General features: G+C 41.1%; 18 protein-coding genes, 1 tRNA gene and 1 pseudogene. 10 read left to right on the top strand and 10 right to left on the bottom strand.

What is annotated here, in order from left to right:
- Positions 1 to 4: 4 nt before the first annotated feature.
- A complete protein-coding gene (galU, locus tag ACSJJG_RS09505) occupies positions 5 to 922 on the bottom strand; it encodes a UTP--glucose-1-phosphate uridylyltransferase GalU (protein WP_481089202.1) in 918 nt (305 codons plus the stop codon).
- 258 nt (positions 923 to 1,180) lie between these two features.
- Here galU and ACSJJG_RS09500 point away from each other — a divergent pair, with 258 nt between their 5' ends.
- The 3 genes from ACSJJG_RS09500 (at position 1,181) to ACSJJG_RS09490 (ending at position 2,852) form a co-directional block, all read left to right on the top strand.
- Positions 1,181 to 1,642, top strand: coding sequence for a YchJ family protein (locus tag ACSJJG_RS09500; RefSeq protein WP_481089201.1), 462 nt, complete (start codon positions 1,181 to 1,183; stop codon positions 1,640 to 1,642).
- A gap of 65 nt (positions 1,643 to 1,707) precedes the next feature.
- A complete protein-coding gene (gene purU / locus ACSJJG_RS09495; protein ID WP_481089200.1) occupies positions 1,708 to 2,556 on the top strand; it encodes a formyltetrahydrofolate deformylase in 849 nt (282 codons plus the stop codon).
- 211 nt (positions 2,557 to 2,767) lie between these two features.
- Positions 2,768 to 2,852: transfer RNA gene (locus tag ACSJJG_RS09490), tRNA-Tyr, on the top strand.
- Positions 2,853 to 3,181: 329 nt separating this feature from the next.
- Here ACSJJG_RS09490 and ACSJJG_RS09485 read toward each other — a convergent pair.
- A complete protein-coding gene (locus tag ACSJJG_RS09485; protein ID WP_047770987.1) occupies positions 3,182 to 4,045 on the bottom strand; it encodes a helix-turn-helix domain-containing protein in 864 nt (287 codons plus the stop codon).
- A 651-nt stretch (positions 4,046 to 4,696) separates the two neighbouring features.
- On the opposite strand from ACSJJG_RS09485, the gene xthA reads away from it, so the two are divergent.
- Positions 4,697 to 5,503, top strand: coding sequence for an exodeoxyribonuclease III (gene xthA / locus ACSJJG_RS09480; protein WP_481089199.1), 807 nt, complete (start codon positions 4,697 to 4,699; stop codon positions 5,501 to 5,503).
- Positions 5,504 to 5,559: 56 nt separating this feature from the next.
- On the opposite strand, the gene ACSJJG_RS09475 is transcribed toward xthA, so the two are convergent.
- The 3 genes and pseudogenes from ACSJJG_RS09475 to ACSJJG_RS09465 all read right to left on the bottom strand — a co-directional run bounded on the left by ACSJJG_RS09475 (position 5,560) and on the right by ACSJJG_RS09465 (position 9,143).
- Complete coding sequence (locus tag ACSJJG_RS09475; RefSeq protein ID WP_481089198.1) at positions 5,560 to 7,512, bottom strand: DNA topoisomerase III; 1,953 nt, start codon at positions 7,510 to 7,512, stop codon at positions 5,560 to 5,562.
- A gap of 4 nt (positions 7,513 to 7,516) precedes the next feature.
- Positions 7,517 to 8,560, bottom strand: a pseudogene (gene selD, locus ACSJJG_RS09470) (selenide, water dikinase SelD).
- A 31-nt stretch (positions 8,561 to 8,591) separates the two neighbouring features.
- Complete coding sequence (locus tag ACSJJG_RS09465) at positions 8,592 to 9,143, bottom strand: NAD(P)H nitroreductase (protein WP_481089197.1); 552 nt, start codon at positions 9,141 to 9,143, stop codon at positions 8,592 to 8,594.
- A gap of 167 nt (positions 9,144 to 9,310) precedes the next feature.
- Here ACSJJG_RS09465 and sppA point away from each other — a divergent pair, with 167 nt between their 5' ends.
- The 3 genes from sppA (at position 9,311) to pncA (ending at position 12,977) form a co-directional block, all read left to right on the top strand.
- Entirely contained in the window at positions 9,311 to 11,188 is a 1,878-nt protein-coding gene (gene sppA / locus ACSJJG_RS09460) for a signal peptide peptidase SppA (protein ID WP_481089196.1), read from the top strand.
- A 109-nt stretch (positions 11,189 to 11,297) separates the two neighbouring features.
- On the top strand, positions 11,298 to 12,317 hold the full coding sequence (ansA, locus tag ACSJJG_RS09455; RefSeq protein WP_481089195.1) for an asparaginase: 1,020 nt from the start codon (positions 11,298 to 11,300) through the stop codon (positions 12,315 to 12,317).
- 24 nt (positions 12,318 to 12,341) lie between these two features.
- Positions 12,342 to 12,977, top strand: a complete 636-nt coding sequence (gene pncA / locus ACSJJG_RS09450) for a bifunctional nicotinamidase/pyrazinamidase (protein WP_481090416.1) — start codon at positions 12,342 to 12,344, stop codon at positions 12,975 to 12,977.
- Positions 12,978 to 13,086: 109 nt separating this feature from the next.
- On the opposite strand, the gene ACSJJG_RS09445 is transcribed toward pncA, so the two are convergent.
- Together ACSJJG_RS09445 and msrB are read right to left on the bottom strand one after the other, a co-directional pair.
- Positions 13,087 to 13,368 (bottom strand): YeaC family protein, encoded by a 282-nt coding sequence (locus ACSJJG_RS09445; protein ID WP_047769800.1) that lies wholly within the window; start codon positions 13,366 to 13,368, stop codon positions 13,087 to 13,089.
- A gap of 207 nt (positions 13,369 to 13,575) precedes the next feature.
- Positions 13,576 to 13,989 carry a peptide-methionine (R)-S-oxide reductase MsrB gene (gene msrB / locus ACSJJG_RS09440; RefSeq protein ID WP_481089194.1) on the bottom strand — a complete coding sequence of 138 codons (414 nt, stop codon included), beginning with the start codon at positions 13,987 to 13,989 and terminating at the stop codon, positions 13,576 to 13,578.
- 342 nt (positions 13,990 to 14,331) lie between these two features.
- Between msrB and gapA the strand changes: the two genes are divergently transcribed.
- Together gapA and ACSJJG_RS09430 are read left to right on the top strand one after the other, a co-directional pair.
- Positions 14,332 to 15,327, top strand: a complete 996-nt coding sequence (gapA, locus tag ACSJJG_RS09435; protein ID WP_481089193.1) for a glyceraldehyde-3-phosphate dehydrogenase — start codon at positions 14,332 to 14,334, stop codon at positions 15,325 to 15,327.
- Positions 15,328 to 15,455: 128 nt separating this feature from the next.
- A complete protein-coding gene (locus ACSJJG_RS09430) occupies positions 15,456 to 16,337 on the top strand; it encodes a D-hexose-6-phosphate mutarotase (protein WP_481089192.1) in 882 nt (293 codons plus the stop codon).
- A 74-nt stretch (positions 16,338 to 16,411) separates the two neighbouring features.
- Here ACSJJG_RS09430 and alr read toward each other — a convergent pair whose 3' ends face one another.
- The 3 genes from alr to fadR all read right to left on the bottom strand — a co-directional run bounded on the left by alr (position 16,412) and on the right by fadR (position 20,110).
- Complete coding sequence (alr, locus tag ACSJJG_RS09425; protein WP_481089191.1) at positions 16,412 to 17,479, bottom strand: alanine racemase; 1,068 nt, start codon at positions 17,477 to 17,479, stop codon at positions 16,412 to 16,414.
- A gap of 27 nt (positions 17,480 to 17,506) precedes the next feature.
- The gene (locus ACSJJG_RS09420; protein ID WP_481089190.1) at positions 17,507 to 18,808 is read right to left on the bottom strand and encodes a D-amino acid dehydrogenase; all 1,302 of its coding nucleotides are present in this window, start codon (positions 18,806 to 18,808) and stop codon (positions 17,507 to 17,509) included.
- A gap of 579 nt (positions 18,809 to 19,387) precedes the next feature.
- Complete coding sequence (gene fadR, locus ACSJJG_RS09415) at positions 19,388 to 20,110, bottom strand: fatty acid metabolism transcriptional regulator FadR (protein ID WP_481089189.1); 723 nt, start codon at positions 20,108 to 20,110, stop codon at positions 19,388 to 19,390.
- Between the two features lie 283 nt (positions 20,111 to 20,393).
- Here fadR and nhaB point away from each other — a divergent pair, with 283 nt between their 5' ends.
- Complete coding sequence (gene nhaB / locus ACSJJG_RS09410) at positions 20,394 to 21,938, top strand: sodium/proton antiporter NhaB (protein WP_481089188.1); 1,545 nt, start codon at positions 20,394 to 20,396, stop codon at positions 21,936 to 21,938.
- The last annotated feature ends 158 nt before the right edge of the window (positions 21,939 to 22,096 follow it).

Raw genomic sequence — 22,096 nt, 5'->3', positions numbered from 1 at the left:
TAGATTATTTTTCAAACTGATTTTGCAAGGTCATGATCCAATCCGTGAATGACTTGCCCAATTCTTGATGTTTCATGCCATATTCAACAAATGCCTGCATATAACCCAGCTTATTACCACAATCATGACTACGACCTTGCAAGTGATAAGCCTCAACGGACTCTTTTTCCATCAGCATGGCGATAGCATCAGTCAGTTGTATTTCATCTCCTGCTCCTGGCGCAGTTTTAGCCAATAATGGCCAGATTTTTTCGGATAATACATAACGACCAACAATGGAAAGATTCGATGGTGCTTCTTCCGGTTTTGGCTTTTCAACAACACGGGCAATAGGTTTGCTATCCCCAGGCTGTAAATTTTCACCCAGGCAATCAACAATGCCATAATCCGCAACACTTTCTACAGGGACAGGTTCAACCAGAATTTGGCTTGCACCACTGCTGTTGAAGCGTAATAACATTTCGCTCAAATTATATTTTGAAAGGTCGGTACTGTATTCATCCAAAATAACATCAGGCAGAACAACAGCGAACGGCTCATCACCAATAAGGGGTTTAGCACATAACACGGCATGTCCCAATCCTTTTGCTATTCCTTGACGGGTTTGCATGATGGTCACATGATTTGGACAGATAGATTGTATCTCGTCCAATAACTGGCGCTTAACTCTTTTCTCAAGAATCGCTTCCAATTCAAAGCTGGTATCAAAATGGTTTTCTATCGAGTTCTTGGATGAATGTGTGACCAGAATGATCTCATTAATACCTGCTTTGATACATTCATTGACCACATACTGAATAAGTGGTTTATCCACCAAGGGGAGCATTTCTTTTGGGATGGCTTTGGTGGCTGGCAACATCCGGGTTCCTAAACCAGCAACAGGTATAACCGCTTTTTTGACCTTTCTATTTATTACTGACATTACATCGTCTCCTACTGCTATGTTTTCACTGATATGTTTTCACTGAAAAACTCCTTTACAGTTTAAACAATAGCATTAACTCTCAAAAAAAATCGTATGTGTGAGGAAAATTGCACTCGCAAAAAATAACGCGCACGAGTATACACCAGTTAATTCGACCAGATATACAGTGCACTGGCATTTAATCCTATTCAACAAATACTAATTTACCTTACAATTAACGATAATCTGCAATCACTTTAAATAACTGGAGTTATTTTGACAAAAATGTGTCCCTGCGGCAGTGGCTCATCTTTCGACTTTTGCTGTAGCCCCTATCTTGAAAACCATCACCCTGCCCCAAATGCTGAATCCCTGATGCGTTCCAGATATAGTGCTTACGTTACACAAAATGCAGACTATCTCATCGCGACCTGGCACCCAGATTGCCAGGCTGAAAATTGGCGTACAGAAATAGAACAAAGTTTTGCCGGTGTACAATGGCTGGGATTAAATGTCCTCGATACTAATCAGGGGAAACATAATAACGAAGCTTATGTTGAATTTTCAGCTTGCTTTATTGAACAAGGAAAGCAAGATAAGCAATTGATTCATGAGCGCTCACGTTTTTTGCGCATTGATCAACGTTGGTTTTATATAGATGGCATTCGCCCTGAAATAGGCCGAAATAGCCCTTGCCCATGTAGTTCAGGCAAAAAATATAAGAAATGCTGTGGTTAAATCAGCATCTAAATATCAAACACAACAACTCACACAGTGAAGAATATTTGAGGTTCTCGTAATCCATGCAAAACGCAAACGTGCAAAAAAAAATCTTGCGTACGATTTGTCCTGATTCCAAAGGATTGATCGCTAAAATCACAAACATTTGTTACAAACATCAATTAAACATCGTTCAAAATAATGAGTTTGTTGATCATCGTACTGGACGATTTTTTATGCGTACCGAACTGGAGGGTATTTTTAATGACGAAACTCTTCTGGCCGATTTGGATGATGCTCTACCTGTGGGTTCAAACCGTGAATTAAATACAGCAGGCCGACGTCGTATCGTTATCATGGTGACAAAAGAAGCGCATTGCATTGGCGACATTTTAGTCAAAAGTGTCTATGGTGGACTGGATGTCGAAATTGCTGCTGTCATCGGCAATCATACTACTTTGCAAAAATTGATTGAGCAGTTTGATATTCCGTTCCATTACATCAGTCATGAGGGTCTAACCCGTGAACAACATGACGAAGCATTGATGGCTCAAATTGATCAATATAAGCCGGATTATGTTGTGCTTGCCAAGTATATGCGAGTCTTAACACCAGCATTTGTTCAATATTACCCAAATCAAATAATCAACATTCACCATTCATTCTTGCCCGCATTTATCGGCGCTCGCCCTTACCATCAGGCTTATGAGCGTGGTGTGAAAATTATTGGTGCGACGGCTCATTATGTAAATGACAATTTGGATGAAGGGCCGATTATCACCCAAGATGTGATAAATGTGGATCACACCTATACCGCTGAGGAGATGATGCGTGCAGGACGGGATGTTGAAAAGAATGTATTGAGCCAAGCATTACATTGGGTATTTTCCCAGCGTGTTTTTGTATATGGCAACCGTACCGTCATTCTTTAATAAACCATGTTATCTTTTTAATAAACAATAAAGTATTGTGCCTATAGCTGATTGGACAAAATGCAACCTTATTACCCAGCAGGTTGCAATATGAGCATCTGGATCAAAAAACAAGCGCACGATACTTTATTTTCAATTATCTGCTTTACAGCGGCGGTTTATCTGATATTATGCCGCTCGCTGCTAACAACAGCATTCAATTCAAAAATCTGGTGGGGTTCCCGAGCGGCCAAAGGGAGCAGACTGTAAATCTGCCGTCACAGACTTCGAAGGTTCGAATCCTTCCCCCACCACCATCAAGAACTCGCATTTCATTACATAAAATCAAAAAAACAGACTTATCCTTACTACACAGTAGATTATAGCTTACTGGCTCACAGAATGTATCGATTTGGAAAATGTTAATACGTTCAAGCTAACATTCAATTGGAATACCACAGAATGGCTATGGGCAAGGAAAAACAAGATGAAATGTCGAGATGTGTAATACCTATATAAGCCAAAGGTGAGGAACGAAATGACACATCATCCTTCCTCACCATCATCAAAAATCTATTCTAAGCTCTTTTAATGCATTTAGGAAAACACCCATAGCGGAGCTGAGAAACTCCGCTCATGCAGTCAGTTACTCCATATCACTGACGGAGTCGATGAAACGATTTAACACGCTTGAATGAGATTTTGATTTGTAGACATAACACTGATTAATTGCATCAGGCCGTGATATAGGAATGAAGCCTAGGCTTTCTCCCTCTTCCAATGCACCGGAGTGGGAATCTGTAATAAAAATATAATCGGTTGACTGAATAAAATTGAGACAGCATTCTATATTATCCATCTGTCGAATATTAACTTTTTCTCCGTTTTTTATCATTTCCTCTTCCAAATTCTTTATCAAATTGCCTTTATAGAGTACTGGATCACATAACCACGTTCTCTTTCTCAGCAATTGCGTAAAGTCCCCATTGACTTCATCCAATAACTCTTTACGGCAGCAGATCCCCAAATTTGGGCCATCAATTTTCCTTACCAGACTGAATCGATCACTAAGTATTTTTTCTGAACTTAAAATTATTGTGTTGCCCTCATAGTCAACTATTTCATCAATGTTATCATAACTGAAGCGTAATATATTCACTTGAGCATTATTTCTGTCCGCTGCTTTATAAAGCGAAATCAGATGCTTTTTCTTACCCCAATCATGGTATATATTTACAACATTACAAATACTCCCGCTAATGTGTTTCTTTGTAATTTCTTTCTCTTTCAAATAGAGCTCTTTTAAGTCATTATATAACTCCACTCCGTCTTTGGTCAGAATCATCCCAAACTTCTCCCTTTTGAATAAGCGCTTTCCTAACGTCGCTTCAAAGTCTTTAATTGATTTAGCGACTGGGGGAGTCGTACGGTTCATCACTCTTGCCGCTTTGCTTAAAGAACCCATTTCCACCACCGCCATGAATGCTTCTAATTTACGAGAAAAAAACATAATTCACCGTTCCTATGTAACTTGTGGCTAAAATAATTTCCTTGAAATGGCCTTCTCATCAGGTAACCGCTAAATCAAACTTGATATTATGAAGGTATAATTTTGTACAATAAAAATAAGTATTTTTCAAATGGCATTTATATAAAATGCCAGTCCCTGATGCAATAATGCGGTTTAGATGAACTATATTATTCATCTATATCATGATGAATATTCCACCGTGATTGTAAGCCATTAATAAATATAACCATGGCCTACAAGTTCAAATTTCTATCAGAGATTGATTAATTCTTCTACTTTTTCATTAATTAATTTTTGTAACACACAACATAAAATAAATTTCAATAAAAAAACCCTCACGGGAAATTATAATATCAAATGTTGAATATAACATATAACAATTAGTGAATTATTATAAATTCATTAATTTACTATTTATTTATTTTGTGTCTTTTTATTATTTAAAAATCGATTCGACACTTTAAATTTGGGGTAACGAGAGCATTATATTCAGTATAGTATTACATATATGAGTAAAATAGCGAATTATCAAGATAATCAGGTGAAATTTATTATTTAATAAATAGTTACATCCTTATTTGTATCTGTTAATATTAAGAATAAGAATATTCCATAGGTGATTATAACAATATGAAATTTATATCATTCAATATTAATGGGTTAAGAGCACGTCATCATCAACTCGCTGCCATTGTTGAACAACACCAACCTGATGTTATCGGATTACAAGAAATAAAAGTCCATGATGAAATGTTTCCTCTGGAAGAAGTCAGTAAGCTGGGTTATCACGTCTTTTATCATGGTCAAAAATCGCACTACGGTGTCGCCCTGTTGACTCGCCAACAACCCGTAGATATCCGTAAAGGTTTTCCTACTGATGGCGATGATGCACAACGCCGCATTATTATGGCCGATATCGAGACACCTCTTGGTTTATTAACGGTAATCAATGGCTATTTTCCTCAAGGGGAGAGTCGTGATCATCCGATTAAATTTCCTGCAAAAGAAAAGTTTTATCAGGATCTACTGTCTTACCTGGAAACTAACCATTCTCCAGAGTCACACATTCTGATTATGGGAGACATGAATATCAGTCCAACAGATCTCGATATTGGCATCGGAGAAAACAACCAGAAACGCTGGTTAAAGACGGGAAAATGTTCTTTCTTGCCAGAAGAGCGTGAATGGATGGAACGCTTGAAAAATTGGGGACTCATCGATACATTCCGAGCACTAAGCCCCGAAGTCAATGACCAGTTTTCTTGGTTCGACTATCGCTCAAAAGGTTTTGATGATAATCGTGGGCTGCGCATTGATTTGCTGCTTGCCAGCCATCCGTTGGCAGAAAGATGTATCTCTTCTGGTATCGATTATGCTATCCGCAGCATGGAAAAACCATCCGATCATGCCCCTGTTTGGACTCAGTTTAAGATATAAACTGCGGCCATGAAACACAGCACCACCCATTATGGTGCTGTGTCAGCATTTCGGAATCATCCCTGATTGGCTTGATCTTTCTTTGCCCTGCTCTTGCTGGATTTTACCTGCTTTCCTTTCCCTTTTTTGGCATTAACGGGAACAGGAGGCAAGTCCCTAAAAGCCGTCAAATTACGATGTTGTTTTGCCTGCCAAATCAACTGCTGCAATGTTTCCTGAAGGGGGAACATAAAATCCTGATAACGGAATTGCTTTTCGCTGATTTGCGTCAACCGAGATTCCCAATGTGCAGTCATATCTGGCAATACCGCCATGTCCGGCAATACATGAATTAAAGCCCTGCCAGCCGGAGTCGCGTGAATATAACGCCCTTTTTTGTACAGGAAATCCCGTTTGAATAGCAGCTCAATGATCCCTGCTCGGGTCGCTTCCGTACCCAAGCCATCAGTGGCACGAAGCACCTTTTTCAAAGCTTTATCCTGCACAAACCGAGCTATGCCAGTCATTGCAGACAATAATGTTGCATCAGTGAAAGGCCGCGGAGGTTGTGTCTGTCTTTCCACCACTTCGCCTTTCTCACACAATAACTCATCTCCTTTAGCAACAACAGGTAATGGCGTGCCTTCATTCTCTTCATTCCGTTCCTTGTTGCCAAGCAGAGTCCTCCAACCCGCTTCTGCCAGAAAACGTGCCTTGGCAATAAATTTTCCACCTGCAATATCAAGTTCAATCGTACATTTCCGAAATACCGCATCAGGAAAAAACTGCATCAGATATTGTCGCGCAATCAAGCTATAAATATGGCTTTCATTTTCGGTTAAATTGACTTGGCTACTGCGTGCAGTAGGAATAATGGCATGGTGAGCATCAACCTTCTTATCATCCCAACAGCGGTTCTTTTGTCCTATATCTAAAGCATCCTGCGGAAGTAAATGGGTAGCATGAACCGAAATGGCATTCAGGACCGTATGACGCCCAACAAAATGTTCTTCCGGCAGGTAACGACAATCAGAGCGCGGATAAGTGATCAATTTATGGGTTTCATAAAGCCGCTGACAAATGTCAAGTACATCCTGAGCACTCAAGCCAAAACGCTTGGCCGCTTCAATCTGTAAGGATGAAAGAGAAAAAGGCAATGGTGCTGTTTCAGATTCACGCTTATCCTGATAGGAAGAGACATAGGCGGGTTGTCCGGCAATACGCGCAACAACATGTTCAGCTAACGGCCGATGAATAATTCTCCCTTCTTCATCCTGAAAATCAATGCAAGATTCACTAGGTTGCCATAAAGCGGTAAATCGCTCTTCATTAGGTGTAACAACATGTGCTTTGACTTCAAAGAAGTTTTTCGGCACAAAATTTTCTATCTCTTCATCACGGCGCACAACCAAACCTAAAACAGGAGTTTGGACCCGCCCAACCGATAATACCCCTTGATAACCTGCACTTTTGCCTAATAAGGTATAAGCACGGGTCATATTGATACCATAAAGCCAATCCGCTCTGGCTCTGGCTCTGGCGAGTGCAGAAACACATAAGGGGATAAACTCCCGATTGCTCCTTAGCCGTTCAATCGCTTTTGCGACCGCCTGATGATTCAGGTCATTAATCAGGCATCGCTGGACATTGTATTTTCTCTCGGTATCCAGATCTAAAAAATCCAGCACTTCATCCACCAGCAATTGACCTTCACGATCAGGGTCACCTGCATGGATTATTTCGGTCGCTCTTCCCAGCAGGGATTTAATAGTGTTGAGCTGTTTGGCCACGGCTGCCCGTGGCTTTAGTTGCCATTTTTCAGGAATGATCGGTAAATCAGCCAATACCCAACGAGCGTAACGGCTATCGTAAGCATCGGGTTCGGCCTGTTCCAATAGATGACCAACACACCAAGTCACAAACTGGTTATCACCACATTCGATAAACCCATCTCCACGTCGATGAGGCTTCGGTAAAACATCCGCGATGGCTCTCGCGAGGCTGGGTTTTTCTGCAATAAAAAGACGCATGGAATTATTCAAAAACTTCAATGAGTGTTCCACCTGAGCCTGGCTCAGTCAGTTCACCAATAGCAAAAAAATCAATGTCGTGGCTTCGTGCAACGGCTTTCGCCTCTTCCACGGCATCCGGCAAAATTGCCAGCAATAAACCACCCGAAGTTTGTGGGTCACACAGGAGATAACGTTGACGGGGAGTCATCTTTCCAATTAAGTGCCCATAGCTGTCAAAGTTGCGTCCCGTGCCTCCAGGTACACAACCTTTTTCAATATAAACATCAACATCTGGCAATCTCGGAATTTGTGAAAATTTGACCTTCGCCTGAACGCCAGAATCTTCACAACTTTCATTCAAATGCCCTAACAGACCGAAGCCTGTTACATCCGTCATAGCTGTAACCCCCTCAATTCCTGCAAAATCTGTCCCCGCTTTATTCAACTGGCACATCGTTTCTTTCGCAATACCTTGGTGTTTACCGTTAAAGCAATCCTTTCTTTTCGGCCGTCGTTAATACACCAACGCCCAAAGGTTTAGTCAGGAACAGAGACTTCCCGCTTTTGCCTGATTATTACGCTTTACATGTTCAATATTGATAATGTCCGTCACTGCCAAGCCGAATATGGGCTCAGGAGCATCAATAGAATGCCCTCCAGCCAGGGAAATACCCGTTCCTGACAAACAGCCCGGCCTCCCTCAATGACATTTTGTGCGATACCTGGGGCCAGCTTATTAATCGGCCAACCCAAAATCGCAATTGCCATGATGGGTTTCCCTCCTCATCGCGTAAATATCGCTAATGGCATTAGTCGCCGCAATACGACCAAAATCAAACGGGTCATCAACAATAGGCATAAAGAAATCCGTAGTATTAATGATGCCTGTACCGTTACCAATATCATACACAGCTGCATCATCATGGGTTTCATTGCCTACCAAAAGATTAGGATCAAAAAACTTAGTCTGTTCACTGTGCAAAATAGTTTCCAGCACTTTAAGCGAAATTTTGCAGCCACATCCGGCATCATGGCTGTATTGAGTCAGACGGATTTCAGTTGACATTAGTCGATCCAGTTAAGAAGTTACTGACAAATTAGAAATAACTGACAAAATTTGTCAAATCTGGTGTGGCGACTTTTGCAGGTGCCCTGAGTTCTGGGGTTCCTAAGTAAAGGAAGCCAACAATCTTGTCATTTTCCTCACATCCCAAGCCCGCTCTGACAATGGGATCTTCTGTCCATGAGCCTGAACGCCATATACCGCCAAAACCTTGGGTGACTGCGGCCATTTGCATTGCGTGAACGGCACACCCCGCAGCAACGACTTGTTCCCATGCCGGAACTTTTGCATGTTCAACGACCTTGGCGATAACGGTAATAATCATTGGTGCCCGGTAAGGGGCATTTTTTGCTTTCTCCTCAACTTCCTTGCCCATTCCGCCCTCAATTGCCGCTTTTTCAAGGAGATTACTGAATTTATCTATACCTTCCCCTTCCATTACAATAAAATGCCAAGGACGCAAAGCCCCATGGTCAGGCGCTCTCATCCCTGCGGCTAAAATATGTTGTAATTCATTACCTTTTGGTGCGGGGGTTGTTAAACGTGAAACTGAACGACGGTTTAACAAAAGTTCCAAAGCATTCATTATTTTCTCCTAAAGTAAGATAATCTGTCTCAAACCAACATTCTCTGTTTATTCGTTAATGAATGAAAGCACATAAACTGTTTTTTCAATCAATAACTGATTTCCAGCTGACATTTTCAAGCAGGATGATTAGGATAACCCCATTTGATACCCTAACCGGAGATAATATGCGCAAATTATGGCACTTCACGGCAGTATTATTTAAATGGAGCTGGAAGCTCCTAAATTTTGTTCGCCAATTTATTTTCAATCTTATTTTTATTCTGTTGGTTGTTGTTGTCGTTGTTGGCGTCATCGTTTACCAACAACAATCCAAACTTGGCGATAACTATCACGGGGCGTTGTATGTTAACTTATCTGGTATTGTTCTTGATCGCGTAACTGATCGCAGTCCATTTGAACAATTCGCCAAAGATCTTTTTGGGCCATCCAATAGCAATTACAAAGAAACCTCCGTGTTTGACATTGTTGACAGCATTCGCCGCGCAAAAAACGATCCCAAAATTACTGGCATGGTATTAAAGCTGGATGATTTTATCGGTACAAACCAGACCTCTATGAGATATCTTGGCAAGGCCATCAACGAATTTAAAGCGGCGGGCAAACCTGTTTTTGCGATTGGCGATTCTTATAGCCAATCACAATATTATTTAGCCAGCTATGCCAATAAAATCTCTCTCTCTCCATTAGGCTCTGTTGATATCCATGGTTTCTCCACCAACCAGTTATATTACAAGTCATTGTTAGATACACTGAAAGTGTCTACCCATATTTTCCGTGTAGGTACTTATAAATCAGCCGTCGAACCCATGTTACGTGACGATATGTCAAAAGAAGCTCGTGCATCTGACAGCCTCTGGCTCAACGAACTGTGGAACGATTATTTAAATACCATCGCAGTTAACCGGCATATCCCTGCTGATCAGGTCTTCCCTGGCACAGCAAACTTTATCGAGAAATTCCGTAAAGCAGGCGGAGATGCTTCACTGTATGCGTACCAAAACAAACTGGTGGACTATATTGAGCCACGCAGTGTCGTTGAAAAGAAAATGCAGGAAAAATTTGGTTGGAATAAAGAACAAAAACATTTCAATTACATCAGTATCTATGACTACATTGACCAAAAACCAATACAGAACTCAAATAATAAAGGCAACATTGCTGTTATTGTTGCTGAAGGGGCAATTTTAGACGGCAAACAATCACCGGGTATCGTTGGCAGCGACACCCTTGTTGAACAACTGCGCGAAGCACACCATAACCCCAATATCAAAGCGATTGTATTACGAGTAAACAGCCCAGGTGGCAGTATCGGTGCGTCTGAAATTATTCGCAATGAGTTAGCCGCAATCCGAGATGACAAAACCGGAAATGCGAAACCCATCGTCGTTTCAATGGGTGGATTGACTGCTTCAGGCGGTTACTGGATATCAACCCCTGCTAACTACATTATTGCTGATCCGAGTACCTTAACAGGCTCGATAGGTGTTTTTGGTGTCATTCAAACCTTTGAAAAGAGTCTCAATTACGTTGGTGTGAATACTGATGGGGTTTCAACAACACCATTAGCCGATATTTCTGCAACTAAAGGTATCAATCAGACATTCTCAGATGTCATGCAGCTCGCTATTGAAAATGGTTACAGTAAGTTTATCGGACTAGTTGCAAACTCTCGTAATAAATCCTTGGACGAAATCAATAACGTCGCTCAGGGGCGTGTTTGGAGTGGCATTGATGCCAAAAAGCATGGTTTGGTCGATCAGCTGGGTGATTTTGATGACGCCGTTAAAAAAGCCGCTGAACTGGCAAAGATCAAAGATGTATCACTGGACTGGATGCAACCTGAACTTTCATTCTCGGAAAAATTCATGTGGGGAATGACTTCATCAGCACAAGCACTATTGCCAAATACTTTGCAGTCAATGTTGCCGGCTCCATTTGCCGAAGTCGCTCAAGATGTGAAAAAACAAGCTACATTTTATAACAATATGAAAGATCCACAGAATATCTACACATTCTGTCTGAATTGTGTCGATATTCGTTAAAATAATTGACTAAGTTTCCAACAAATTTAAAGCCTGATTTCACCATCAGGCTTTTTTTATTCTTGATACTCCCTATAATCCGGCTAAATGTTTTTATTGAGGTGTTACCATGCAGAAGAGATCGATTTATGTTGTTTACACTGGCGGTACTATTGGGATGCAACATTCCCCCAATGGATACATTCCCGTTTCCGGTCATTTACAACAACAACTCGCTAAAATGCCAGAATTTCACCGTCCAGAAATGCCGACATTCACGATCCGTGAACACCAACCCTTGATTGATTCTTCTGATATGAGTCCTGACGACTGGAACATTATCGCAAATGATATTTATCAGAATTATCATGACTATGATGGCTTTGTTATTCTGCACGGTACAGATACCATGGCTTTCACTGCATCAGCACTCTCCTTCCTGTGCGAAAACCTGAATAAACCTATTATTGTGACAGGGTCACAAATTCCTCTGGAAGCCTTGCGTTCCGATGGACAAACCAATCTCCTGAATGCACTGTATCTCGCAGCAAATTACCCTATTAACGAAGTCAGCTTGTTTTTTAACAATAAGTTATTTCGTGGCAATAGAACAATTAAAGCCCATGCAGATGGCTTCGATGCTTTTTCATCCCCGAACTGCCCTCCACTGATGGAAGCCGGGATAAATATTCGCACTTTCAAAACAAACCCTATACCTGTTAGTCAAGGCGAATTCGTTGTAAATCCAATCAAATCGCAACCAATTGGTGTCGTGACCATCTATCCGGGATTATCCAGTCAGGTGGTAGAAAATATTCTGATGCAGCCAGTCAAAGCATTGATTTTACGCTCATACGGTGTTGGCAATGCTCCACAACGCATTGATTTGTTGCAAACGTTAAAGACAGCAACGGAACGAGGCATTATTGTGGTTAATTTGACACAATGCATTTCTGGCCGAGTCAACATGGGAGGTTATGCGACGGGTCATTCTCTGGCGGCATCAGGTGTTATCAGCGGTTATGACATGACTTTCGAGGCTGCTTTAACAAAATTGCACTATTTATTGAGTCAATCTTATCCCCCTGAAGAGATCCGCTACTTGATGCAACAAAATCTGCGGGGAGAATTGAGTTACACCGATGAATAACAAATAGGTAAATCGAGAAATATGATGAAAACAGCATTATTACTTATCGATCTGCAAAATGACTTTTGTACCGGAGGAGCACTGGCAGTCAAAGATAGCGACGCAGTGATTGAGACAGCAAATGATGTGATTGCGCTATGCCAGGAAAACAATATCCCGGTCATCGCAACTCAGGATTGGCACCCTGCTAACCATATGAGCTTTGCAGAAAACTCAGGAAAAAAAGTAGGTACATTAGGAAAACTCAATGGCATTCCTCAAGTATGGTGGCCGAACCATTGTATACAAGGAGAGTTTGGTGCAGAGTTTCATCCTTTGTTAAAACAATCTGCTATTCAAGAAATTTTCCGCAAAGGTGAAAATCCCCAGATAGATAGCTATAGTGCATTCTTCGATAATGACCATAGTAGTAAAACCCGCCTGGATGCATGGTTAACAGAGCAAAATATACAACGCCTGCTTATCATGGGTATCGCCACTGATTACTGCGTAAAATTTACCGTACTTGATGCCTTGACACTAGGTTATGAAACCTATGTCATTGTTGATGGCTGCCGTGGTGTTAATATCCAGAAAGAGGATAGCCAGCGAGCGTTTGAAGAAATGGCCAGAAAAGGAGCTGAGTTAGTTCTACAAAATGAAATTATATCCATTTTATGACCCAACCCATTGCTACAGCAGCCAAAACCATTAATAAAATTAATCTATAAAACTAAAAAGAACCTCGTCCTTAACAAAAAACAGGACGAGGTTCTCAATTCATGCCATTTCAATCTTCCGACTGGGGTTTTAATTTTGCGACCATGTCAGACTGAAATATCGCCTTTAACTCTTGTTTACTTTTTATGGTAATTTGGCCGTCTGTGCCAATCGTCATATGTTCAGGATCATGATTATGTTTTGCTTGCCAGAGCATCACCGCCTGTAAACTGTATTCTTTCTGTTCTGGTGTGAGCGGTACACCATCCTGCCATTTTCCTAGTTCAACCGCCTGAATTAATCGCTGATAAATTTCAGGAGTCATGGCGGAGAGTAAATCATCCAACTTCATCGAAATTTCCTTACTTAATAGCTATGTGCTCTATTTCACTACATATACTACATATTTTACTTGTATGGCTGTAAGCCTGCATGATTATTAATCATATATTGACCTTAAGAACAGTTAATAATATTTTATTAAAAAATAAGCTGAATCGTTTCTTTTTAGAGCACAAAGACAAGATCTCATTTAAATTCAGAGTATTCAAACGTAACATTAACCTGCCGTTTCTTCGCCTGTTTCTTTATCAACAAAACGCAGCGCTGCTGAATTAATACAAAAACGTTCTTCTGTCGGTTTTGGTCCATCGGGAAAGACATGCCCCAAATGTGCCTGGCATTGGCTACAACGCACCTCTATCCGATGCATATTATGAGAATAATCATCAAGATATGTGACAGAACCATCACGAATCGGTTGGCAGAAGCTCGGCCATCCACATCCCGAATCAAATTTCATATCAGAAACAAATAATGGCTGGCGGCAACACAAGCAATAATAAATGCCATTTTTTTTGTTGTGGAGTAATTTTCCTGAAAATGGCGGCTCAGTACCTGCTTCTTGCGTAACATAGCGTTGCATTTTACTAAGCTGTTCTATAGAAAGGGAAATATTTTGACTTTTAGTCATAATGACCACCTTTTAAGGTCAATATTTTCAATAAAATATCATCGGAAACAACCCAAAATTAACACCAAAATGTCAAAATGAATTCTAACCCATCCCACATAGCAATTTACTTTACTAATTGTGATAAGTCTCACATAACTAACCAATGGTAACTTTAAATATCTCCTTATACCCCGATAATGGGGTACGTAGAGCTTGTTCCAGCTGTATAACAATCGTCTAGATAGTGACTATTAAATTGATCTTTTTCAATTGTTGACACGATTCCGCTTGACGGCTGGCAAGATTTTGGTAACTTTAGAAACAACTTTTAATTCACTAAAAAATAGCTGGTGGAATACTATGACTATCAAAGTAGGTATTAACGGTTTTGGTCGTATCGGCCGTATTGTTTTCCGTGCTGCTCAAGAGCGCTCAGACATTGAAATCGTTGCGATCAATGATCTGTTGGATGCAGAATACATGGCATACATGCTGAAATACGATTCAACCCACGGCCGCTTTAACGGCACTGTTGAAGTTAAAGACGGTCAATTGGTTGTTAACGGCAAAACCATCCGTGTGACATCTGAAAGAGACCCAGCTAACCTGAAATGGAACGAAGTCAGTGTTGATGTTGTTGCAGAAGCAACGGGTATTTTCCTGACCGACGAAACTGCACGTAAGCATATCGCTGCTGGCGCGAAAAAAGTTGTTCTGACCGGTCCATCCAAAGACAATACGCCAATGTTCGTTATGGGTGTCAACCACAATGCCTACGCAGGCCAGGATATCGTTTCCAACGCTTCCTGTACCACTAACTGTCTGGCCCCACTGGCTAAAGTTATTAATGACAAATTCGGTATCATTGAAGGTCTGATGACTACAGTTCACGCAACAACCGCTACCCAGAAAACTGTTGATGGTCCTTCAGCAAAAGACTGGCGCGGTGGCCGTGGTGCAGCACAGAACATCATCCCATCTTCCACTGGCGCAGCAAAAGCAGTAGGCAAAGTTATCCCAGAACTGAACGGCAAGCTGACCGGCATGTCTTTCCGTGTTCCTACTCCTAACGTATCTGTTGTTGACCTGACTGCACGTCTGGCTAAACCAGCAACTTATGCAGAAATCTGTAACGCGATTAAAGAAGCAGCAGAAGGAGAACTGAAAGGCATTCTGGGCTATACTGAAGATGACGTGGTTTCCACTGATTTTAATGGCGAAAAACTGACCTCTGTATTTGATGCAAAAGCAGGTATCGCGCTGAACGATAACTTTGTAAAACTGGTTTCCTGGTATGATAACGAAACTGGTTATTCCAATAAAGTCCTGGATCTGATCGCTCATATCTCCAAATAATTGAGCTTTTATCCACTTTCAAAAGCCATCTGTTTACAGATGGCTTTTATATTTATATAACTAAAATATTGAGATATTCTTGTCCCTTGGTTCAACTACCAATATAAGTTTACATAAGGTCATGACAGATGCTTGATAAAATTTTCTCATTACCGATTGTAGAACAGCTCTCCCCTTATATTAGCCAGCGAAACATTGATGGTTTTCCGTTACTTGTTGTTTCCCATCCTAAAGCTCGCGGCGTGATCAGTATTCAAGGTGCACATCTGATTACCTGGCAACCCAATAACGAAAAACCCGTATTATGGGTAAGTGATAACACTCTTTTCAGCGCAGGCACTGCTATTCGTGGTGGTATTCCCATCTGTTGGCCTTGGTTTGGTTCGTTTGCAGCTCCCAGTCATGGATTTGCACGGATACTACCCTGGGAACTCAAAGCTCATAATGAGAATGAAAATGGTGTTATTTTGACATTCACATTGCAGGACAACGCATATACCCGTAAGTTATGGCCACACGAATTCACGCTGATTGCCCGCTTTAAATTGGGGGAAACTTGCGAAATAGAATTAGAGCCTCACGGTGAATATCAAGCCACGTGCGCCCTTCACTCTTACTTCAATGTGAGTGACATCAATCAAATTCAAATTAGTGGGCTTGGTTCACATTTTATTGATACTCTCACCGATAGTGAGCAATATATTGATGAAGATTTAGTCTTCCACGGAAGAACAGACCGCATTTATACCGAACCAGACGATTTTAACCTGCTCAGAGATCCGCTATGGAAACGAACAATTGAAATACACCACTATCACCATAGCGAAGTAGTATGTTGGAATCCTGGCGCTGCACTTTCCAGTAGTATGAAAGATATGAGCAAAGAGGGTTATAAGAATATGGCTTGTATCGAAACTGCACGTATCAATAACCCATTGCAGCCTAAAAATGGTAACCCTGACAGACTTTCTGTCATTATCCGCTGTCGTAAATTCGCAGATAATAATTAACCAAGTGGAATATAGAACAGGCATTTATTCCAAAACCAAGGTAAAAATGCCTGAATTCTTAACGACAGAAAGGATTAAACCACAGTGACAGGAACGCGCTTCGCTAAAGCACACAAAAGCTCATAACCAATGGTTCCTGCCGGGTTTGCGACTTCATCTACGGGTAGATTTTCTCCCCACAACTCGGCAATGCTGCCTATGTTTGCTTGAGGACACGGAGTCAAATCAACCGTCATCATGTCCATTGATATTGCACCCAATAATTGGGTGCAAACACCATCAACCATAACAGGCGTTCCCGTTGGGGCATGCCGCGGATATCCATCCGCATAACCACAGGCAACTGTACCGACACGCATGGGTTTCTGGGTTGTATAGCGGCTGCCATAGCCAATTTTTTTCCCCTTGGGAAGTTCATGTATTGCAATAATTTCACTTTGTAACGTCATGGCTGGTTTCAACCCAATATCAGCAATATCACACCACTTTCCACTCGGGGACGCGCCATAAAGAATAATACCTGGCCGTATCCAATCCTTATGTGTTTTAGGATGCCACAACACAGCACCAGAATTCGCCAGACAATGAGGCAGTGAATTCATTTGCAAACATTCAACAACCGCGAATTGTTCATCAATACCAATTTCATTATCCGAATTGGCAAAATGGGTCATTAAAGTCACTGACTTAATATTTTTAACCTTTCTCGCCATTGAAACTATCTGTGGATACTCTTTTGGGATGAATCCCAACCGATTCATGCCACTATTGAGTTTCAAATAGATATCAATAGGAGTATCCAATTTGGCTTTTCCTATCTCATCAAGCTGCCAATGACTATGTACTACGGTTGTCAGACGGTATTTATTGATAATCTGTAAATCGGCGGGCTTGAAAAAACCCTCCAATAGCAAGATTGGCCCTTGCCATCCCTGCTCCCTTAAATAAATAGCTTCATTCATGTCAAGCAGTGCAAATCCATCTGTCTGCATGAGTGATTGCCATATTCTGTCCAACCCATGCCCATACGCATCCGCTTTTACTACTGACCAAATTTTACTGTTACCCACCATTTGACGAATAACCGACAGATTATGGCGAAATGCATCGAGATGGATCGTTGCCAAAATAGGACGTAGCATGACGACCCCTTCTTATAGTTTATTAGTTTATGCAGTATGTAAATGAGGCTTCATTGGAAACACTTTTATATTGAAGCCATCAATGTATCTGAATACAGAGAGATCATCTGCCGCAATATCGGGCTTTTTGCCTGAAATTAAATCAGCCAGTAACTTCCCTGAACCACAGGCCATCGTCCAACCTAGTGTTCCATGTCCCGTATTTAAATAAAGATTCGCATATTTGGTTGGCCCAACAATAGGAGTACCGTCAGGGGTCATAGGACGCAAACCCGTCCAGAATGAGGCCTCCGCAATATTGCCACCATTATGGTATAGATCCTGTACAACCATTTTTAATGTTTCACAACGATTCTGGAGGACATTCAAATTAAATCCAACCACTTCCGCCATACCACCAACGCGAATACGATTATCAAAACGCGTAATAGCAATCTTGTAAGTTTCATCCAGCACAGTTGAGACAGGTGCTTTTGATTCGTTCATGATCGGCATTGTTAATGAATAACCTTTCAGCGGATAAACCGGAATTTTAACCAGCTCTTTTAATATTTCAGTGGAATAAGATCCCATCGCTACCACATAGTGATCCGCCGTCATGATGCCATCATCACATTGAATACCCGTGACTTTATTTCCATCCACCAAAATCTGTTTAACCCGTTTGTTGAATACAAACTGCACACCAATATCTTCTGCCATTTTAGCCAGAGCTTTGGTAAAAAGCTGACAATCACCCGTTTCATCATTCGGTAATTGCAACCCGCCTGTCAGTTTATGGGAAGCATTGGCAAGCGCTGGCTCCACTGTAGCCAATTGCTCGGCAGTCAATAACCGATAAGAAACCCCCTCTTGCTCTAACACTTTGATATCGTTGGCTGCATTATCAAATTGCCTGGTGGTCCTGAACAATTGCAGAGTTCCTCCCTGGCGCCCTTCATATTGGATCCCCGTATCGGCCCTTAATTGTTTAATACAATCCCGACTATATTCTGCCAAGCGTACCATTCTGCTTTTATTCATCGCGTAATAGCTTGCATCACAATTACGCAGCATTTGCCACATCCAACGTAACTGAAACAGGGAACCATCAGGGCGAATAGCCAAAGGCGCGTGACGTTGAAACACCCACTTTATTGCTTTTAGTGGGATCCCTGGAGCCCCCCAAGGGGTCGCATACCCTGGTGAGATTTGACCGGCATTAGCGGCACTAGTTTCTTCCGCGGCACTGTTCTGGCGATCAATTACGGTAACTTCATGGCCTGCTTGTGCAAGATACCATGCGCTGGTTACGCCAATAACACCGCTGCCTAAAATAAGGACCTTCATTTTACCCCCTACTGGCAAGTGATGTTCGCAAGCATAATATGCTAAACATAAAAAGCCAATACAGAATAATAGACCATGAGACAATTAATTAACTTTTAGGATTTAAGTCACATTTACATTACAGAATACAAAAAATACATTTCTTCAACAAGCGTAGAATTTCAATAAAAATTGAAATAAATCATAAAGTTAAATAAGATAAAAATACTATTTACCCCTTCATTTCCTACTTATTAAAGTGTTTTTTATGGCAAAAAATAAACATTGCATTCACAATGACAAAATTCACAAAACTCCAGATAAATGAAAATTTTTGGAATTTTATATAACACCGCCATTAATTAAGTAGAATAATAATTTAAAAAATTGCATTACACAGTTGGGCGTGTTTCTAAATAGCACTCATGTGTTAAGTGATGATTAGAGAAATGCCCCAGAAACATAGATAATTATGCATCATATAATTGCATATTATATGACCTGACCATGATATAACTACACAACTGGGGTAAATAAATGTAACCAATAGCGAGGCAAACAAAAAAACGAAGAGTTTAACCAACTTAAGACGTGTTTCTGTTAATTCGTTGATCTTTCTGTCAATTCATTGATCATAATACTTTGCATACTATGCCAGATAATGCCACTCTCTTTACCATAGTTACGCACACAACCCATGATCTTGTCATAGGCTTTTTCCCGACATAGTGAACTTAACTGCTGGTAGAAATTCAACGCTAAATTACGTGCTTCAGGACTGGAGAAATAATAACGACCAACACGGGTATACAACCCTTTCAGCCCATTAATAATCAAACCATAAATTGGGTTTCCTGACGCAAAAGCCAGACCACGAAAAATATCATAGTCCACAGAACTGAAAGCTTCAGCGGTATCTTCCACGTTTTCTTTTTCCGCCAGAATTTCCAATGATTTCTCAGGATTGTTCCTAAATGCCGTGCGGATAAAGATGGCTGCAATATTGGTTCGCACAGCTAATAAGTTATCAATCAACTGGGGAACGCGATCATGATCAAGACGCGCCAAAGTTTCCAGAATATTAAGACCGGATGTTTCCCAGAAATTATTAACCTTGGTTGGTTTACCATGCTGAATAGTCAACCAACCATCACGGGCAAGGCGCTGCAATACTTCACGCAAGGTCGTACGGGTGACACCGATCAATTCAGATAATTCACGTTCTGCAGGCAGTATGGAGCCGGGTGGAAAGCGATTATTCCAAATACTTTCAATGATATACTCTTCCGCGAAACTCGCAGGACTTTGAGCCTTAATTACCATAATTTTAATTATTCCAAAGCAGTTTTCTTGGCTAATAATAGCGGTTGATGATACCAGAATGTGCTTGCCCGACATAGTTACCTGGTAAATAAACCGTGAAAGAGTGAAAGGGTTCATAAAAAATGCGATCATTGGTAGATTAATTATTCGCTAATGCCCTTAAATTGCTATCGTATTGAGCGTACAATACCGCTCCGATATGTTTCTATATCTATAGTGGTCGTTTTGATTTATCGCTACTTAGATTTTTTCTACATATCCACAAAGAGGAATATTAATAATAATGGAAATCAGTATCCAACGTGCAGTGGTGAAGAACTTTCTCGGCAATTCGCCGGATTGGTACAAACTAGCTATCATTGTTTTTCTGATTATCAATCCACTGGTCTACTTCTTTATCAGCCCCTTTGTTGCTGGCTGGATGCTCGTCGTTGAGTTTATCTTCACACTAGCAATGGCATTAAAATGTTATCCTCTGCAACCTGGAGGATTACTCGCTATTGAAGCAGTCATCATTGGAATGACTTCGCCAAAACAAATAGGTCATGAAATTGCCAACAATCTGGAAGTCATTTTATTGCTGATTTTCATGGTTGCGGGCATTTACTTCATGAAACAATTATTGCTGTTTGTTTTCACAAAGCTGCTACTAAGTATCCGCTCCAAGAAAATGCTGGCATTGGCATTCTGTCTGGCGAGTGCTTTCTTATCCGCTTTCCTTGATGCTCTGACTGTAATTGCTGTTGTCATCAGTGTTTCAATCGGGTTTTACGCCATCTATCACCGATTCCTTTCCCACAATGGCAGTTCTGAACTGAATGATGATAAGTACATTGACAGTGAGGATAAAAAACAGACGCTGGAACAGTTTCGGGCATTTCTGCGCAGTTTGATGATGCATGCGGGGGTTGGTACTGCACTGGGCGGCGTGATGACTATGGTTGGTGAACCCCAGAACCTGATTATTGCCAAACATGTTGATTGGGATTTTGTCACCTTCTTTATTCGTATGTCGCCAGTCACCATTCCTGTGTTTGTGTGTGGCTTGCTGGTCTGTTTGCTGGTTGAACATTTTAAATTGTTCGGTTACGGTGCTGAATTGCCTGAGCGTGTTCGCTCTGTTCTGGAAGATTACGACCAAAAAGCCAGTGAAAAACGTACCCGCCAAGAAAAAGCCCAGCTTGCTATTCAAGTATTGATCGGCATCTGGCTGATTGTCGCACTGGCTTTTCATTTGGCTGAAGTGGGGTTGATTGGCCTATCAGTCATTATTTTAGCGACTGCATTCTGTGGTATTACCGAAGAACATGCGTTAGGTAAAGCATTTGAGGAAGCCTTACCGTTTACTGCCCTGTTGACCGTGTTTTTCTCTGTGGTTGCTGTCATTGTTGACCAACAACTGTTTACGCCATTTATTCAATTTGTCTTGCAGTCTTCACCAGCTTCACAGCTTTCCTTATTCTACTTGTTCAACGGATTGCTCTCCACGGTTTCTGATAACGTTTTCGTCGGGACGGTTTACATTAATGAAGCGCTAAATGCCCTGAAAAGTGGCCTGATTTCACAACAGCAATACGAATATTTGGCCGTTGCTATCAATACAGGAACTAACTTACCATCCGTAGCAACCCCTAATGGACAAGCCGCTTTTCTGTTCCTGCTAACGTCTGCCTTATCTCCATTAATCCGTCTCTCTTATGGTCGCATGGTAATAATGGCCTTGCCTTATACCGTTGTGATGACACTAGTGGGTCTGTTGTGTGTTGAATTCTGGTTAGTGCCAGCCACTGAATATCTCATCAAACTTGGTTTGATCACTCCACTATAATTGGAGACTAAATTTATCGTTATATTCTGCCGGATGGTGTGATTTTGCACACTATCCGTTTTTTGTTAATCTCTTTTTTGTTAATCACTTTCTTGAAAAAAGAACTCAGTTGATTTTAATTTTATTTTTTTATAGCTGATGAAACGGCACAATAAACC

This window comes from Xenorhabdus sp. SGI 60, from assembly GCF_056632175.1.
Note: the sequence above shows the minus strand (reverse complement) of the source record. Positions and strands in the feature narration are given on the sequence as shown.

Coding starts and splice junctions, on each gene's coding strand:
- galU (WP_481089202.1), bottom strand. CDS start 922: ATGTCAGTAATAAATAGAAAGGTCAAAAAAGCGGTTATACCTGTTGCT.
- purU (WP_481089200.1), top strand. CDS start 1,708: ATGCAAAACGCAAACGTGCAAAAAAAAATCTTGCGTACGATTTGTCCT.
- ACSJJG_RS09485 (WP_047770987.1), bottom strand. CDS start 4,045: ATGTTTTTTTCTCGTAAATTAGAAGCATTCATGGCGGTGGTGGAAATG.
- xthA (WP_481089199.1), top strand. CDS start 4,697: ATGAAATTTATATCATTCAATATTAATGGGTTAAGAGCACGTCATCAT.
- ACSJJG_RS09475 (WP_481089198.1), bottom strand. CDS start 7,512: ATGCGTCTTTTTATTGCAGAAAAACCCAGCCTCGCGAGAGCCATCGCG.
- ACSJJG_RS09465 (WP_481089197.1), bottom strand. CDS start 9,143: ATGAATGCTTTGGAACTTTTGTTAAACCGTCGTTCAGTTTCACGTTTA.
- sppA (WP_481089196.1), top strand. CDS start 9,311: ATGCGCAAATTATGGCACTTCACGGCAGTATTATTTAAATGGAGCTGG.
- ansA (WP_481089195.1), top strand. CDS start 11,298: ATGCAGAAGAGATCGATTTATGTTGTTTACACTGGCGGTACTATTGGG.
- pncA (WP_481090416.1), top strand. CDS start 12,342: ATGAAAACAGCATTATTACTTATCGATCTGCAAAATGACTTTTGTACC.
- ACSJJG_RS09445 (WP_047769800.1), bottom strand. CDS start 13,368: ATGAAGTTGGATGATTTACTCTCCGCCATGACTCCTGAAATTTATCAG.
- msrB (WP_481089194.1), bottom strand. CDS start 13,989: ATGACTAAAAGTCAAAATATTTCCCTTTCTATAGAACAGCTTAGTAAA.
- gapA (WP_481089193.1), top strand. CDS start 14,332: ATGACTATCAAAGTAGGTATTAACGGTTTTGGTCGTATCGGCCGTATT.
- ACSJJG_RS09430 (WP_481089192.1), top strand. CDS start 15,456: ATGCTTGATAAAATTTTCTCATTACCGATTGTAGAACAGCTCTCCCCT.
- alr (WP_481089191.1), bottom strand. CDS start 17,479: ATGCTACGTCCTATTTTGGCAACGATCCATCTCGATGCATTTCGCCAT.
- ACSJJG_RS09420 (WP_481089190.1), bottom strand. CDS start 18,808: ATGAAGGTCCTTATTTTAGGCAGCGGTGTTATTGGCGTAACCAGCGCA.
- fadR (WP_481089189.1), bottom strand. CDS start 20,110: ATGGTAATTAAGGCTCAAAGTCCTGCGAGTTTCGCGGAAGAGTATATC.
- nhaB (WP_481089188.1), top strand. CDS start 20,394: ATGGAAATCAGTATCCAACGTGCAGTGGTGAAGAACTTTCTCGGCAAT.